General features: G+C 74.6%; 15 protein-coding genes. 3 read left to right on the plus strand and 12 right to left on the minus strand.

Features of this window, described 5'->3' with window-relative positions:
• The 8 genes from MY520_RS23435 to MY520_RS23470 form a co-directional block, all read right to left on the minus strand.
• The coding region (locus MY520_RS23435) for a HAMP domain-containing protein (protein ID WP_436695016.1) at positions 1 to 1,089 on the minus strand (1,089 nt) is incomplete at its 3' end.
• Between the two features lie 206 nt (positions 1,090 to 1,295).
• Positions 1,296 to 2,039, minus strand: coding sequence for a trehalose-phosphatase (gene otsB / locus MY520_RS23440; protein ID WP_436695018.1), 744 nt, complete (start codon positions 2,037 to 2,039; stop codon positions 1,296 to 1,298).
• The gene (locus tag MY520_RS23445; RefSeq protein ID WP_436695020.1) at positions 2,036 to 3,451 is read right to left on the minus strand and encodes an alpha,alpha-trehalose-phosphate synthase (UDP-forming); all 1,416 of its coding nucleotides are present in this window, start codon (positions 3,449 to 3,451) and stop codon (positions 2,036 to 2,038) included. The genes otsB and MY520_RS23445 overlap by 4 nt, the downstream gene beginning before the upstream one ends.
• A gap of 48 nt (positions 3,452 to 3,499) precedes the next feature.
• Positions 3,500 to 3,901, minus strand: a complete 402-nt coding sequence (locus MY520_RS23450; RefSeq protein WP_436695022.1) for a fluoride efflux transporter FluC — start codon at positions 3,899 to 3,901, stop codon at positions 3,500 to 3,502.
• Complete coding sequence (gene crcB / locus MY520_RS23455) at positions 3,898 to 4,293, minus strand: fluoride efflux transporter CrcB (RefSeq protein WP_436695024.1); 396 nt, start codon at positions 4,291 to 4,293, stop codon at positions 3,898 to 3,900. Before crcB ends, MY520_RS23450 begins: the two co-directional genes overlap by 4 nt.
• Before the next feature lie 64 nt (positions 4,294 to 4,357).
• A complete protein-coding gene (gene ngg / locus MY520_RS23460; protein ID WP_436695026.1) occupies positions 4,358 to 6,112 on the minus strand; it encodes an N-acetylglutaminylglutamine synthetase in 1,755 nt (584 codons plus the stop codon).
• Between the two features lie 10 nt (positions 6,113 to 6,122).
• Positions 6,123 to 7,904 (minus strand): N-acetylglutaminylglutamine amidotransferase, encoded by a 1,782-nt coding sequence (locus tag MY520_RS23465; RefSeq protein ID WP_436695028.1) that lies wholly within the window; start codon positions 7,902 to 7,904, stop codon positions 6,123 to 6,125.
• A gap of 221 nt (positions 7,905 to 8,125) precedes the next feature.
• Complete coding sequence (locus MY520_RS23470) at positions 8,126 to 8,956, minus strand: PaaX family transcriptional regulator (protein WP_436695029.1); 831 nt, start codon at positions 8,954 to 8,956, stop codon at positions 8,126 to 8,128.
• 134 nt (positions 8,957 to 9,090) lie between these two features.
• Between MY520_RS23470 and MY520_RS23475 the strand changes: the two genes are divergently transcribed.
• Both MY520_RS23475 and MY520_RS23480 read left to right on the plus strand, forming a co-directional pair.
• Entirely contained in the window at positions 9,091 to 9,456 is a 366-nt protein-coding gene (locus MY520_RS23475) for a hypothetical protein (RefSeq protein ID WP_436695031.1), read from the plus strand.
• Complete coding sequence (locus tag MY520_RS23480) at positions 9,449 to 9,868, plus strand: hypothetical protein (RefSeq protein WP_436695033.1); 420 nt, start codon at positions 9,449 to 9,451, stop codon at positions 9,866 to 9,868. Before MY520_RS23475 ends, MY520_RS23480 begins: the two co-directional genes overlap by 8 nt.
• A 12-nt stretch (positions 9,869 to 9,880) precedes the next feature.
• Here MY520_RS23480 and MY520_RS23485 read toward each other — a convergent pair whose 3' ends face one another.
• From MY520_RS23485 to MY520_RS23495, 3 genes are all read right to left on the minus strand, one after another.
• Positions 9,881 to 10,597 carry a hypothetical protein gene (locus MY520_RS23485; protein WP_436695035.1) on the minus strand — a complete coding sequence of 239 codons (717 nt, stop codon included), beginning with the start codon at positions 10,595 to 10,597 and terminating at the stop codon, positions 9,881 to 9,883.
• A 101-nt stretch (positions 10,598 to 10,698) separates the two neighbouring features.
• Positions 10,699 to 11,220 carry a flavin reductase family protein gene (locus MY520_RS23490; protein WP_436695037.1) on the minus strand — a complete coding sequence of 174 codons (522 nt, stop codon included), beginning with the start codon at positions 11,218 to 11,220 and terminating at the stop codon, positions 10,699 to 10,701.
• A 30-nt stretch (positions 11,221 to 11,250) separates the two neighbouring features.
• Positions 11,251 to 12,186 (minus strand): hydroxymethylglutaryl-CoA lyase, encoded by a 936-nt coding sequence (locus tag MY520_RS23495; RefSeq protein WP_436695038.1) that lies wholly within the window; start codon positions 12,184 to 12,186, stop codon positions 11,251 to 11,253.
• 136 nt (positions 12,187 to 12,322) lie between these two features.
• Between MY520_RS23495 and MY520_RS23500 the strand changes: the two genes are divergently transcribed.
• Positions 12,323 to 13,210, plus strand: coding sequence for a diguanylate cyclase domain-containing protein (locus tag MY520_RS23500; protein ID WP_436695040.1), 888 nt, complete (start codon positions 12,323 to 12,325; stop codon positions 13,208 to 13,210).
• A 15-nt stretch (positions 13,211 to 13,225) separates the two neighbouring features.
• Here MY520_RS23500 and MY520_RS23505 read toward each other — a convergent pair whose 3' ends face one another.
• Positions 13,226 to 15,487 carry an MMPL family transporter gene (locus MY520_RS23505; RefSeq protein WP_436695042.1) on the minus strand — a complete coding sequence of 754 codons (2,262 nt, stop codon included), beginning with the start codon at positions 15,485 to 15,487 and terminating at the stop codon, positions 13,226 to 13,228.
• Positions 15,488 to 15,521 lie beyond the last annotated feature (34 nt).

Here is a 15,521-nt window from a genome sequence, read left to right on the forward strand (position 1 = left end):
GGCCACCGTCGCCGTCGTCGTCTCCGCCGCCGACACCGCCCGCGCCGCCACGTCGGAGGCCTCGGCCGCGTTCGTGGCGATCTCCCGGATCGACGCACCCATCTGCTCCGCGCCCGCCGCGACGGTCTCCACGCTGCGGGACACCTCCTCGGCGGCGCCGGCCACCACCCCGGACTGGGCCGAGGTCTCCTCCGCCGACGCCGAGATCTGCGCCGACGAGGCGCTCAGCTCCTCCGACGACGCCGCGACCGCGGTCGCCGACGAGGCCACCTCCGTGAGCACCGCCCGCAGGCCCTCCTGCGCGGCGTCCAGGGCGGCGGCCATCCGGCCGACCTCGTCCCGGGACTGCACCCCGCTGGCGACCGTCAGGTCGCCGGTGGCCAGCGCCTCCAGCGCGACCTGCACCCGCCGGACCGGCCGGGTGACCGACCGCATCGTCAGCCAGCTGATCGCGAGGATGAGCGCCAGCCCGAGGCCGGCGACGACGATCGTGGTGGTCTGCGTCGTGTCGATCGCCGCGGCCAGCCGGGCCTCGGCCTCGTCGGTCGCTGCCTCGAGCGAGTCCTTGGCCGCTCCCACCGCCCCGTCGGTGAGGTCGTTGGCCGCCTGGATCTGCTCCCAGTTCACCCGGGCCGCCGCCTGGTCGGCGACGGCGGTGTCGACGAACGCGGTGATCGCGGTGGTGTAGTCGTCGAAGCTCGCCTGCAGGTCCGCGACGGCCGAGGCGGCATCGCCGGTCAGCTCGATCGTGTCGAGCTCCGCCAGCAGGGCCACCGGCGTGGCGACGTCGTCGGCCAGCTCGGTCAGCTGCTCGGCGGGCGTCTCGCGAACCAGCGACTTGAAGCCGTCGACCTTGAGCTCGCTGGCTCGGGTGTCCACCTGCAGGACGAGGGCTTGGGCGTGCTGGAGGGCGGCCATCTCGGCGTTGAGCTGGCGGACGGTGGCGTTGCCGATGAGCACCGCCCCGAGCAGGCCCGTGAAGGCCATGACGACGACGCCGACGAGGATGCCGAACTTGACCCCCAGGGGCCGGTCGGCGAACCAGGACGAGCCGCGGGGTGGGGGAGCGGTGGCGGGGGAGCTGGGCACGGGAGGTCTCCTGCATTTTCCGGGGAGGACGAACGGGTCGATCGTTGGACCCATTCCAAGCGTGGTGCGGTTCCCACGACACACGGTTACGGAATTGTTCCCCAGAATGCGCTGACCGAATGGTGGACGGGCGTCATGTCGACTTCCCCGACAATGCGACGCCCCGTGGCCCGCGCCATTCCGGAGGAGATGGCGGGGGAGGGGAGTCAGGCGAGCGCGCGGGCCAGCTCGTCGAGGAAGGGAACGACGGCGGCGGTGTCGGGGAGGCGGAAGCGGGCCGCCGTCTCGCCCTCGCCGACCTTGACCGTGACGTCGTCGTGGGGGAGCGCGCGGAAGGCGTCCTCGTCGGTGAGGTCGTCGCCGAGGTAGATGGCCGCGGCGGCGCCGAGCTCGTCGCGCAGCCGGCGGAGCGCGCTGCCCTTGTCGGCGTCGGTCACCGCGAGCTCGAGCACCTCCTTGCCCGGCTTCAACGTCAGTGACGGATCTGCCGCCCGGTGCGCTTCCTCCAGCAGCCCGGCAGCCGCGGCGCGGTCGGTCACCTGCCGGACGTGCACTGCCACGCTGGCCGGCTTGACCTCCAGGAGCGCGCCCGGCACAGAGGCCACGAGCGGAGCGAGCCGGTCGGCGAGCTCGTCCCGGCGGGCGGCGAGCTCGCCGGTGAGCGGTCCGTCGAACTCGGCCCCGTGGCTGCCGACGTACCGGTACGGGCCGGTGAGGCCGCTGACGGCCTGCAGGTCGGCGACCCCGCGCCCGCTGACCAGTGCCACCACGACGCCGTCGCGGGCGGCGACCCGGCCGAGGGCCTCGGCGGCGCCGGGGGAGAGGACGGCGGCGGACGGCTCGCCGACGAGCGGGGCGAGCACCCCGTCGTAGTCGCTGGCGACCAGCAGCGGCCGGCGGGCGGCCAGCCCGGTCAGCGCGGCCGCGAGGTCGGCCGGGATCCTGGTCACTGCTGCGCACGCAGCGCGTCGATGAACGACGTCGCCCAGTGGTCGAGGTCGTTCTTGGCGAGGTGCCGGCGCATGGCCCGCATCCGCTTGGCGCCTTCGCCCGGCTCCTGACGCAACGCCCGCACCAACTGGTTCTTGAGCCCCGTGATGTCGTGCGGGTTGACCAGGTACGCCTGCCGCAGCTCGGCCGCGGCGCCGGCGAACTCCGAGAGCACCAGGGCTCCGCCGAGGTCGCCGCGGGCGGCCACGTACTCCTTGGCCACCAGGTTCATGCCGTCCCGGTACGGCGTCACGAGCATGACGTCGGCGGCGCGGTACAGGGCGGCGAGCTCCTCACGCGGCACCGACTGGTTGATGTAGTGCACCGCCGGGCCGCCGAGCGCGCCGAAGATGCCGTTGATGTGGCCGACCTGCTGCTCGATCGTCTCGCGCATGTGCACGTAGTGCTCGACCCGCTCCCGGCTCGGCGTCGCCACCTGCACCATCACGGTGTCGGGCGCCGCCAGGATGCCGTCCTCGAGCAGCTCCTGGAACGCCGAGAGCCGGACGGCGATGCCCTTGGTGTAGTCCAGCCGGTCGACGCCGAGGATGATCTTGTCGGGGCTGCCCAGCTCGGCGCGGACCTCCTTGGCCCGCGCGAGCACCTCGGGGGAGCCGGCCAGCTCGTCGAAGGCCTGCACGTCGATCGAGATCGGGAACGCGCGCGCCGTCACCGTCCGGCCGTCGTACTCGATGGTCGGGCCGCGGGTGGGCAGCTCGTGCAGCCGCCGGGCCAGCTGCACGAAGTTGGTGGCGGCGCTGGGCCGCTGGAAGCCGACCAGGTCGGCGCCGAGCAGGCCCTCGACGATCGCCGAGCGCCACGGCAGCTGGGTGAACAGCTCGTAGGGCGGGAACGGGATGTGGAGGAAGAAGCCGATGGTGAGGTCGGGCCGCCGCTGGCGGAGCATCGCCGGCACCAGCTGCAGCTGGTAGTCGTGCACCCAGACGATCGCGTCGCGCGCCGCCACCTCCGCCGCGCGGTCGGCGAAGCGCTTGTTGACCTGGACGTAGGTGTCCCACCACGTCCGGTGGTACTCGGGCTTCTCGACGACGTCGTGGTACAGCGGCCACAGCGAGGCGTTCGACATGCCCTCGTAGTAGCGGTCGACCTCCTCCTCGGAGAGCTCCACCGGGATCAGCGACATCCCGCCGGACTCGAACGGCTCGGGGGCCTCACCGGCCGATCCCGACCAGCCCACCCACGCGCCGCCCTGCCCGGCCACGAACGGCTCCAGCGCCGTCACCAGGCCTCCTGGGCTGCGCTGCCAGCGCGTCGAGCCGTCGGGGTCGGTCACCTGGTCGACGGGTAGCCGGTTGGCCACCACGACGACGGGGCTGTCCGCTCGCTCGTGTCCTGCCGATGTCCCAGCCATACCGTCCCCGACCCTACTGAGCACCGCCGCCGACCGCGTTCCGAACCCTCATCCGGCGGCCACCCGGTAGGCCACCGCGGCCGCGCCGAGCCCGAGCACCACGCTCGCGGCGGTGTAGACCAGCGCCCGCCCGAGCCGTCGGTCCCCGCGGGGACCGCCGCCCGACCGGCGGTTTCCGCCGGAACCGCCGGACTCGGCCAGCCGGACGACGTCGGCGCCGAACGTGGAGAAGGTCGTCAGCGTCCCGCAGAAGCCGGTGCCGACCAGGGTGACCACCCAGCCGGGCGCGGCCGCCGTCCCCAAGACGACGCCCAGCACCGCGCTGCCGACCACGTTGACCACCAGGGTGCCCGGCGCGGGGTCCCGGCCGCCGCGGGCGACCAGACGGGTCACCAGCAGCCGCAGCGGGGCGCCGGCCAGCGCACCCGCGGCCACCAGCAGCGGCGTCACCGGGCGGACACCGCTCGGACCGCCCGCGCGCCCGCCACGACCGCGAGGACGCCGCCGACGACCGAGGCGAGCACGTAGCCGGCGGCCCGCACCGCCGCCCCGGCGTCGGCGAGCTCGACCACCTCGACGGCGAAGGCGGAGTAGGTGGTGTAGCCACCGAGGACGCCGACGGCCAGCAGCGGCCGCACCCACGCCGGCTCGGGGGATCGGGCGGTGACGACGGCGAGCAGCGCACCCAGCAGCAGGCAGCCGGTGAGGTTGACCAGCAGCGTCGCCCACGGCCAGCCGCCGGGGGAGGAGGGCAGCGCCGTCGCCACGCCCCAGCGGGCCAGCGCCCCGAGGACGCCGCCCACCGCGGCCAGCAGGTACGCCACCCGGTCCTCCCGAGGCATAGGAAGCTATCCCCACGTCACGAGCTCGAGGACGTGGGTAGAGCTTCCTATACCGCGGGCAGGCTCAGCGGCGGCGGGTCTCGGGGAAGAGCAGGTCGACGAAGCGCTCCGCGGTCGGCTGCGGCTCGTGGTTGGCGAGCCCAGGCCGCTCGTTGGCCTCGATGAACACGTGCTCCGGGCCCTCGACGTCCGGCACCAGGAAGTCCAGGCCGGTCACCGGGATGCCGATGGCGCGGCTGGCCCGGACGGCGGCCTGCGCGATGTCCGGGTGCAGCCGGTCGGTGACGTCCTCGATGGTGCCGCCGGTGTGCAGGTTCGCCGTCCGCCGCACACGGATCCGCGCCCCGCTGGGGGGGACGTCGTCCATCGCGTAGCCGGACTCGGCCACCACCTCGGCGGTCGTGTCGTCCAGCGGGATCCGCGACTCCCCGCCGGTGGCCCGTTCCCGGCGGCGGCTGGTGGACCGCACCAGGTCGGTGACCGGGCTGCGGCCGTCGCCGACCACCTCGGCCGGACGGCGCACCGCGGCGGCCACCACCTGGTGGTCGATCACCACCACCCGCAGGTCGTCGCCGGCAACCAGCTGCTCGACCAGCACGTCGGGGCAGAACTGCAGGGCCGCACCGACCGCCCGCTCCAGCGCCTCCGGCGACGTCACACCGACCGTGATGCCGCGGCCCTGCTCACCCCGCGCGGGCTTCACCACCACCTCGCCGCACTCGGCCATCAGCGCCAGCGCGTCGTCGAGGTCGTCCTCCGCCGCCACCGCCCCCCGGGGCACCCGGACGCCGGCCCGCTCCATGATCCGGCGGGTGACCCGCTTGTCGTCGCAGCGGCTCATCGCCACCGCGCTGGTGAACTCCGACAGCGACTCGCGGGTGAGCACCGTCCGGCCGCCGAGGGACAGCCGCATCTCGCCCCACTCGGCGTCGGTCACCTCGACGCGCACCCCGCGTCGCAGCGCCTCGTCGGCGATGAGCCGCGCGTAGGGGTTGAGCTCGTCCAGGCCGGGCGGGCGGGCGGCGAACAGCGGGCTGTTGATCGGGTTCTTCCGCTTGACGCACACCGCGGGCGTCCGCTGGAACCCGAGCTTGCGGTAGAGCGCGATCGCGCCGCTGTTGTCGTGCATGACCGAGAGGTCCAGGTACGACCGGCCCCGGCCGACGTAGCGCTCGGCCAGCACCCGGACCAGCGCCTCGCCGGTACCGGGCGGGGCGTCCTGGGCGTGCACGGCGAGGCACCACAGGCTGGTGCCGCCCTCGAGGTCGTCGAAGGCGAGCACGTGGTCGACGCCGGTGACCGTGCCGACGATCCGCCCGGTGCGCCGGTCCTCGGCGACCAGGTAGGTGAAGGTGCGGGTCCGGTGGTTGGCCCACATGGTGGCCGGGTCGCCGGTGACCATGCCGTTGCGGGCGTAGATCTCGTTGATCGCCCTCATCTCGGCCAGCGAGGTCACCGTGCGCACGAAGACACCGCGGATCGGCTCGGGCCGCGGCCGGTAGCGGTGCAGGTCCAGCCGGTAGGTGTAGCTGGGGTCGATGAACAGCTCGTCCGGCGCCAACCCGACCAGCACGTGCGGGTCCCGCGGGTAGATGCAGATGTCCCGGCGGCCGCCCTCCTCAGCGCGCAGCGCGTCGACGATCCCGCGCAGGTCGGCGAACGTCTGGCCGAAGACGAGCCGGCCCCAGCCGAGGTCGAGGACGACGTCGGTCGCCATGCCCCGGAGCTGGTGCTCCGAGGGCTGCTGCCACGAGCGGCTGGTGAACGACGGCGTGGCGGCGACCGCCGTCCGGCGACGGTGCCCGGCGAGCCGGGACATCACAGCCCGCTCACACCCCGTGCGTCTGCAGCCAGAGCTCGAGCAGGCCGAGCTGCCAGAGCTTGTTGCCGCGCAGCGGGGTGAGCTCGCCGTTCGGGTCGGCGAGCAGGCCGTCGACGTACTCGGGGCGGAACAGCCCCCGCTCCCGGGCGGCCTCGTTGGACAGGGCGTCGCGCACCAGGTCGAGGACCTTGCCCTCGAGGTGGGTGATCGCCGGCACCGGGAAGTAGCCCTTGGGCCGGTCGATGACCTCCGGCGGGATGATCCGCCGGCCGATCGCCTTGAGCACGCCCTTGCCGCCGTCGGCCAGCTTGAGCTCCGGGGGACACATCGCGGCCAGCTCGACGAGGTCGTGGTCGAGGAACGGGACGCGGGCCTCCAGGCCCCACGCCATGGACATGTTGTCCACCCGCTTCACCGGGTCGTCGACCAGCATGACCTCACTGTCGAGGCGGAGCGCCGCGTCCACCGCGGTCTGCGCGCCCGCCATGGACATGTGCTGCCGGACGAACTCCAGGCTCGGGTCGCCGTCCACCGCGTACCGGTCGGCGACCAGCCTCGCCATGTCGGCGGCGTCCCGGTCGAAGAAGGCGGCGGCGTAGCGCTCGACGGCCTCCTCGCGGCCCACCTCGGCCAGCGGCGGGTACCAGTGGTAGCCGGCGAAGACCTCGTCGGCGCCCTGCCCCGACTGGACCACCCGGATCGTCTGCGACACCCGCTCCGACAGCAGGTCGAAGGCGACGACGTCGTGGCTGACCATCGGCTCGGCCATCGCGCCGATCGCGTGTCCCAGGGCGGCCGCCAGCTCGTCGGAGGCCACCCGGATGCGGTGGTGGTCGGTGGCGAACCGCTCGGCGATGACGTCGGAGTACTGGAACTCGTCACCCTCGCGCCCCCCGACGGCCTCGAAGCCGATCGAGTAGGTGGCCAGCCCGGTCTGGCCCTCCTCGGCGAGCAGGCCGACGATCAGGCTGGAGTCCAGCCCGCCGGAGAGCAGCACGCCGACCGGGATGTCGGCGACCAGCCGCCGGCGGACGGCGACCCGCAGCGCCTCCTCGATCGCGTCCTCCCAGTCCCGCGCGGACCAGGACGCGTGCTCGGGACGGCGCTCGTAGGTGGCGTTCCAGTAGCGGTGCTCGCGGCTGGTCCCGTCGGCCTCCACCACCCGCAGGGTGGCCGGCGGCAGCTTGCGGACGCCGCTGAGGATCGTCCGCGGCGCCGGGACGACGGCGTGCCAGGTGAGGTAGTGGTGCAGCGCCACCGGGTCGATGGAGGTGTCGACGTCGCCGGCCCGGAGCAGCGCGGGCAGCGTCGAGGCGAACCGCAGCCGTCCCGGCGTCTCGCTCAGGTAGAGCGGCTTGATGCCCAGCCGGTCCCGGGCCATCACGATCCGGCCGGTGTCGCGCTCGTGGATGACGAAGGCGAACATGCCGTGCAGGTGCGAGACGACGTCGGCGCCCCAGTGGTGGTAGCCCTTGAGGATCACCTCGGTGTCGCTGTGCGAGAAGAACCGGTAGCCGTGCCCCTCGAGCTCGGCGCGCAGCTCCTGGTAGTCGTAGATGCAGCCGTTGAAGACCGCGGTGAGGCCCAGCTCGTTGTCGACCATCGGCTGGGAGCCGCAGCTGGACAGGTCGATCACCGACAGCCGGCGGTGCCCGAAGGCCACCCGGCCGTTGCTCCACGTCCCCTGGCCGTCCGGGCCACGGGGGACCAGGGCCTCCACCATCCGCGCCACGGCAGTGGTGTCGGCCAGGGAGCCGTCGAACCTGATCTCGCCGGAGAGGCCGCACATGAGTTCGATCCAACCCCCTCGGCACGGGGACCCGCCAGGCGGTCGGCGGAACGTCACACGCCGGACACACGCCCCGTTCCACGTGGAACGGGGCGGGCGATCGTGGGACCCCTGCGGGCAGAAGTGGCCAGTTCTGCCCCTGCGCTGACCAGGGGCCACCGCGCCTCAGCCGTGGTGCAGCGCGACCGGCCGGCCGTCGCTCCCGCAGCCGGGCGCCCCTGTCAACCGGGCAGGTCCGCCGTCGTGCGCTGCACCGGCCGCGCCAGGACGTCGGCCACGTAGCGGCGCGCCGGGCCGGCCAGGACCGCGCAGAACTCCATCCAGGCGTCCCGGAGCTCGACGCCCGGCCAGCCCGGCGGGCGCAGCGCGTCGGGCAGGATCGGGTCGCCGTTGGACACCCGCCGCACCCGGGCCAGCGCCCGCAGGTGGGTCACCAGCGCCGCGGCGCCGTCCGGCTCGGGGCCGGCGAGGACGGCCCTCATCCGCTCGATCTCCTGGCGGTAGGCCGCGGCCACCCCGTGCAGGTCCCAGCACCGGGCGGCGAGGGCGGCGTCCGACCCGCCGGTCTCGGGGGTCAGCTGCGCGGTGAGCAGGTCCAGCCGGCTGATCTGCTCGCCGGCCAGCTCGGTGCGGACGCCGTCGAGCGCGACCCGGTGCGGCGAGAGCCACGTCGCCGGGGCCAGCGGCCCGAAGCCGTGCCGGGTCAGCGTCCGGCGCACCCGCTCCCGCACCGCCCGGTCGGTCTCCGGGACGGTGTAGATGACCATGCGCCACCGGCCGTCCCACGGCGCCAGCCGCTCGTCGAGGCGGGCCCACCGCACCCGGACGGCGGAACGGAGCTCCTCGGTGGGGGTGTAGAGCGTCTCCCGGCCCCGGCGGAAGGCGCTCAGCCAGCCCACCCGCCGCAGCGCCGCGGTCGCCATCCGCGTGGTCGGCTCGGCCACTCCGAGGGTCTCCAGCAGGGTCACCAGCGACCGCAGCCGTACCGGCTGGTCGGTCACGGCGTCGAGGTGCTCGGCGAAGAGGTCGACGACGAGCTCGCGGACGGTCATCAAGGTCCTTTCGGCGCGCCCGGTGTTGGACGCGCCCCGTGGTGTCCGTCCCGGCCGAGGGCGGTGCCCGGGACGTTCCCCCTACGCGGGAGGATGGCACCCGTGCCAGTGCTCGCTGCCCCGGGGTCCCCCTGGTGAGTTCCGCGCTGGTGGTCGCCGTGACCGTGGTCGCGGCGCTGGTGGCCCTCGCCGGCCTCGCCTCGACGCTGGCCCGGCGGCGGATCGGCCTGCTGCACCTGTGGGGGACGGCGCTGCTGGAGGCGTTGCTGCTGGTGCAGGCCGTGCTCGCCGTCGTCCTCCTGGTGCGCGGGGAGCAGCCGGCCGACACCCCGACCTTCCTCGGCTACCTGGGTGGCATCGTGCTGCTGCCGGTCGCCGGGGCACTGTGGGCGCGGTCGGAACCGACCCGCTGGGCCGGCACGGTACTGGCCGTGGCGGCCGGCGCGGTGGGGGTCATGATCTGGCGGTTGCTGCAGCTGTGGGAGGCGACGGGTGGCTGAGCCGGTGCAGGGCGAGCGGGCGGCCGGCGGCGCCACCGCGGGCGGGCCCGGTCGGGTGCTGGTCGCCGTCTACGGCGTCTTCGCCCTGGCCGCGGGTGCACGGGCGGCGGTGCAGCTGTCCACCCGCTTCGACGAGGCCCCGGTCGCCTACCTGCTGTCCGCGCTGGCCGCGGTGGTCTACCTCGTCGCGACCGTCGCGCTGGCCCGCGGCGGACGGCGGACGGCGCTGGTCGCCATCTCGATCGAGCTCGCCGGCGTGCTCGTGGTGGGCACGCTGTCGCTGCTGGACGCGGCGGCCTTCCCCGACGAGACGGTGTGGTCGGCCTACGGGCGCGGCTACCTGTTCATCCCGCTGGTGCTGCCGGTGGTCGGCCTGCTCTGGCTCCGCCGGGCCCGCGCACTGCCTCGGTAGCGTCCGGCGGGGTCAGAACTCGCCGCCGCCGAAGTCGCCACCGAAGTCGCCGCCGACGTCCCCGCCGGAGTCGCCCCAGCCGCTGTCGGCGCCGCCGGCGAAGTCGCCCCCGGGGTCCCCGCCGTGGTCGCCGTCGGCCCCGGCGCCGTCCTGGTAGCCCTCGGCGTAGGCCTCCTCGTCCCCTCCGCCGAAGAGCCCGCCGTCGCCGATGCCGGTGTCGAACAGGGCGTCGGCCACCGCCGTCCCGACCACGAGGCCGCCGACGGTGCCCAGCAGGCTGGCGCCCATCATGCTGCCGAAGCTCGGCCCGTACCCGCCGCCGAAGCCGCCGCCGTACCCGCCCCGGCCGTACCCGCCGCCGTACCCGCCGCCGAACGCGCGCTCGAGCGTGCCCGGCTGGCGCACCTCGGCCCGGGTGGCGGCCCGGGCCAGGCTGCGCGGGTCGTCCGACCGCGGCCGCTCGCCCGAGGGCACCGCGGCGGCCAGCTGCACCAGCACCTCCTGGCGCTGCTGCGGGGTGAGCTTGCTGAACGCCTCGGCGTGCGCCGCCTCGATCTGGTCGGGCGGCGCGGTGCGCAGCAGGTACCGGTAGCGCTCGACCGCCTGCTGGTCCTCCGAACGCGCGGGCTGGGGTGGCGGGGGAGGGGCCTCGTAGTCGCCGTACGTGCGCGCGTGCCCGTCGTCGTAGCCGGAGCGGCGGCGGCCGAAGAGCCGGTCGAGCAGTCCCATGGCGATCGTCTCCCTCCGTGGCGCACCACGTCCTGCGTGGATGGGTTTCCCGGAGCGGCCGCGCCCACACCTGGCAACCGGACGGGGCCCCCGGCGGGGGATCAGCCCTCCGACGCCTCCCGCAGGCCGTAGGTGCCCCGGTGGAACAGCAGCGGCCGGCGCTGCCCGTCGGCGCCGAGATCGAGCACCCGCGCGGCCACCAGGGTGTGGTCGCCGCCGTCGTACTCGGCCCACAACTCGCAGTCGATCCAGGCGACGACGTCGTCGAGCACCGGCTGCCCGCGCCGGCTGGCCCGCCAGTGCACGCCGGCGAACTTGTCCGTGCCGGACCGGGCGAACGCGCCGGAGACCTCCGTCTGGTCCTCGGCGAGGACGTTGACGCAGAACCGGCCGATGTCCCGGAGTCGCGGCCAGGTGCTGGAGGTGCGCGCCGGCGCGAACACCACCAGCGGCGGGTCCAGCGACAGCGAGCTGAACGACTGGCAGGTGAACCCGATCGGCCCGTCGTCGGCGATCGCGGTGACCACGGTGACCCCGGAGGCGAAGTGCCCGAGCACGTCGCGCATGAGCCGCGGGTCCACGACCTCCACCCCGCCCGTCGACACCGGTTCCGCGTCGCTCATGCCCTGCAGCCAACCACGGCGGCGCCCCGGTCAGCCGACCGGCTGCGGCCGGGGGACCGACCGGCCCCCGGCCCGGTACAGGGAGCTCGGCAGCTCGTGGCCCACCGCCTCCTCGGTCACCCGGGCGGCGGCCAGCACGGCGTCGAGGTCCAGGCCGGTGCGCACGCCGGACTCCTCGAGCAGGTAGACCAGCTCCTCGGTGGCGATGTTGCCGCTGGCCCCGGGGGCGAAGGGGCAGCCGCCCAGGCCGCCCACGGAGGAGTCCAGCTGGGTCACGCCGGCCTGGACCGCGGCCAGCGCGTTGGCCTGACCGGTGCCGCGGGTGTCGTGGAAGTGCACGCCGACGGGGACGCCGGGGCAGGCGCGGCGGACGGCGTCGAGCAGCTGGACCACCCGCAGCGGCGTCGTCGTCCCGATCGTGTCGCCCAGGCACAGCGCGTCGGCGCCGGCGGTGACCGCGGCGCGGGCGACGTCGACGGTGCGGGGGATCGGGGTGCGACCGTCGAACGGGCAGTCCCAGGCGGTGGCGATGACCACCTCCAGCGAGCCGCCCGCGCCGTGGGCGAGGGCGGCGATCTCGGCGACCGCGCCGACGGCCTCGGCGGTGGAGCGCCCGGCGTTGGCGCGGCTGTGCCCGTCGGAGGCCGACACGACGTACTCGAGGTCGGCCACGCCGGCGTCGACGGCGCGGGTGGCGCCGCGCGGGTTGGCGACCAGGGCCGACCAGTGCACGCCGCCCCAGCGGGACAGCTCGGCGGCCACCTGGTCGGCGTCGGCGAGCGCGGGGACGGCCTTGGGGGAGACGAAGGACGTCGCCTCGATCCGGCGGACGCCCGTGGCCACCAGCGCCTCGAGCATCGCCAGCTTGGCCTCCAGGGGCACCGGCGCCTCGAGCTGGAGGCCGTCGCGCATCCCCACCTCGCGGATGTCGACGGCGGCGGGGAGCACCAGGTCGAACTCGTTCACGCAGGACCTCCTCGTCCGGTCGTGATCGTCATCCTCCTCGTCAGGTTCCACGTGGAACGACTCGGGGAACCTCCATGTCGAGAACGCGCAGGAAAGTGCCCTCGTTGCCGCAGGATGTCCGCCACGGAGGTGCCATGTGACGAACGTGATGGGCACGTTGCCCCCGGCGGATCGCCGGAGCGCGTTCGCCAACGCGCCCATGGGCATCCTCCTGGCCACCCCGTCCGGACTGGTGGTCGACGCCAACCCGGCGTTCGCCACCATGCTGGGCCGGACGACCGAGGACCTCTACGGTTGCTCGGTCCTCGACCTCATCCACACCGAGGACGCCCCGTCCACCGCCGAGGCGTACTCCGAGCTGGTCCACCGGCGCCGGACGATGCGGCACGAGACCCGGCTGGTCCGCCGCGACGGCAGCGTGGTGCCGGTGCAGGTGACGTCGTCCTGGGTGGAGGGGACGCCGGACGGCGACCCGCCGCACGTGGTGGCGATCATCGAGGACATCACCGAGCGCAAGGCCCTGGAGGCGGCGCTCGTGCACCGCTCGCTGCACGACCCGCTGACCGGCCTGCCGAACCGGATCCTCTTCGGCGACCGGTTGCGGCACGCCCTCGAGCGCGGTCACCGCGAGCGGACCCCCACCTGCCTGCTGGGCATCGACCTCGACGGGTTCAAGGAGATCAACGACCAGCACGGGCACCCGGTCGGCGACGAGGTGCTGGTCGCCTTCGCCGAGCGGCTGCGGTCGGTGCTGCGCTCCAGCGACACCGCCGCCCGGGTGGGTGGCGACGAGTTCAGCATCGTGTGCGAGAACAGCGAGCGGGCCGACGCCGAGGCGCTGGCCCAGCGGCTGCAGCACACCGCCACCGAGCCGCTGCGGGTCGACGACGTCGTCATCCCGCTGGGCATGAGCGTCGGCATCGGCACGGTGGCCGGCGGCACAGACCCCGAGCTGGCCTACGAACTGCTCATCCGCGAGGCCGACGACGCCATGTACGCCGACAAGGGCGCCCGGCGGCGCTGAACGGCCCCGTCCTCGTCACCGCACCGCCGGCTCGGGCGCCCGGGCGGCCGGCGCGGCCGGAACCGGGCCCAGCTTCGCGCCCTCGACGTCGAGGTCGGGCAGCGCGCGGTCCAGCCAGCGCGGCAGCCACCAGGCCGAGCGGCCGAGCAGGGCCAGGACGGCCGGCACGAGCGTCATCCGGACGGCGAACGCGTCGAGCAGGATCCCGACGGCCAGGCCGAACGCGATCGCCTTGACCACGACGTCGTCGATGGTCACGAAGCTGGCGAAGACCGAGAACATGATCAGCGCGGCCGCCACGACCACCCGCGAGGCGTGCCGGGCACCGGCGAGCACCGCGGCGCGCGGCGCCGCCCCGTGCACGTACTCCTCGCGCATCCGGGAGACCAGGAAGACCTCGTAGTCCATGGCCAGGCCGAACAGCACCGCCATGAGGATGACGGGCATGAAGCTGATGATCGGCCCCGTCGTCGGGACGCCGAACACGTCGCCCAGCCAGCCCCACTGGAAGACCGCCACCACCGCGCCGAACGACGCTGCCACCGAGAGCAGGAACCCGATCGCGGCCTTGATCGGCACGAGCACCGAGCGGAAGACCAGCAGCAGCAGGACGACCGCCAGGCCGACGACGACGAGCGCGAAGGGCACCAGGGCGTCGTCGAGCCGGTCGGAGACGTCGATGGCGACGGCGGTCTGGCCGGTCACCGACACCTCTGCGCCGGTCTGCGCCTCCAGTTCCGGGGCGAGGTCGCGCAGCGCGGCGACGAGGTCGCCGGTCGCCTCGTCCTGCGGCCCGCTCTCGGGGATGACGGTGACCAGCGCCGCGGTGCCCTCGGGTAGCACGGCCGGAACGGCGTAGGCGACGTCGTCCAGGCCGCCCTCGAACTGGCCCGGCACCTGGGTCGGCGTCCCGCCGAGGGCGGCCGCCACCTGGCCGGCCGCCTGCCGCGCGGTGGCCGGGTCGAGGCCGTCGACGAGGACGACCAGCGGGCCGTTCAGGCCCGGACCGAACGTCTCGCTGATGAGGTCGTAGGCCTGCCGCTGCGGCGCGTCCTCGGCGGCCGCGCTGTTGTCGGGGAGCGCGAGCTGCAGCTGCGCAGCCGGGAGGGCCAGCACGCCCAAACCGACGACGGTGAGGAGGACGGTGACCAGCGGACGGCGGGTGACCAGGCGGGCCCAGCGCTCGCCCATGGAGCGGCCGGCCCGGTCGGGGACGGCCCCGTCCTGCGCGGCCTGCGCCACCTCGCGGCGGGCCGCCCGGGACCCGGGCCGGGGCGCGAGCCGGGAGCCGGCGAAGCCCAGCAGGGCCGGCAGCAGGGTGAGGGCGACGAGGACGGCGACCAGCACGGTGGCCGCGGCCGCCAGGCCCATGACGGTGAGGAAGGGGATGCCGACGACCGACAGGCCCGACAGCGCGATGACGACGGTGAGGCCGGCGAAGACGACCGCGGTCCCGGCCGTGCCGGTGGCCCGCGCCGCGGACTCCTCCGGGTCCATGCCGGCGGCCAGCTGGCTGCGGTGCCGGGACAGGATGAACAGCGCGTAGTCGATGCCGACGGCCAGGCCGATCATCAGCGCCAGCGTGGGCGCGGTCGACGACAGCGAGATGAGGCTGGAGGCGCCGAGCAGCCCGCCGAGCCCCACGGCGACGCCGACGATCGCCGTCAGCAGGTTCATCCCGGCGGCGAGCAGCGAGCCGAAGGTGAGCACCAGCACGAGGACGGCGACGGCCACGCCGACGAACTCGGTGGGGCCGATCTCGACGCCGGTGGTGCTGAACGCGCCGCCACCGACGGCCACCTGCATGCCGGCGTCCGCGGCCGCCTGCGTGGTCTCCTGCAGGGCGTCGAGGCTGCCCTCCTCCAGCTCCGCCGGACCGGCCACCGGGTACTCGACGACGGCCAGCGCGGCGCGGCCGTCGGGGGAGATCGCCTGGTTGACGAAGGGGTCGGCGACGGCGGCGACCTGCGGGGCCCGGGCCGCCTCGGCCACGACCTCGGCGATGGCCGCCTGGTACTGCGGCTCGACGACGGTGGCGCCGTCCGGGGCGACGAAGACGATCTGCGCGCTCACCCCGGCCGCCGACGGCTGCAGGTCGGCCAGCCGGTCCAGCGCGGCCTGGGACTCCGACCCCGGGATGGTGAACTGGTCGTCGAACTCGCCACCCGCGGTCACCAGGACCGTGACGACGGCGGCGAGCACGAGCACCCAGATCGCGGCCACGAGCCGGCGGGAGCGGTAGACGGCCCGGCCGAGGCGGGCGAGCAGGGTGGCCATGGTTCCTCGGTCCTCTGGTTCTGTGTTCTCGGGG

Source organism: Geodermatophilus sp. CPCC 205506, from assembly GCF_051383635.1.
In the GTDB taxonomy this organism is placed as follows: Bacteria; Actinomycetota; Actinomycetes; order Mycobacteriales; family Geodermatophilaceae; genus Geodermatophilus.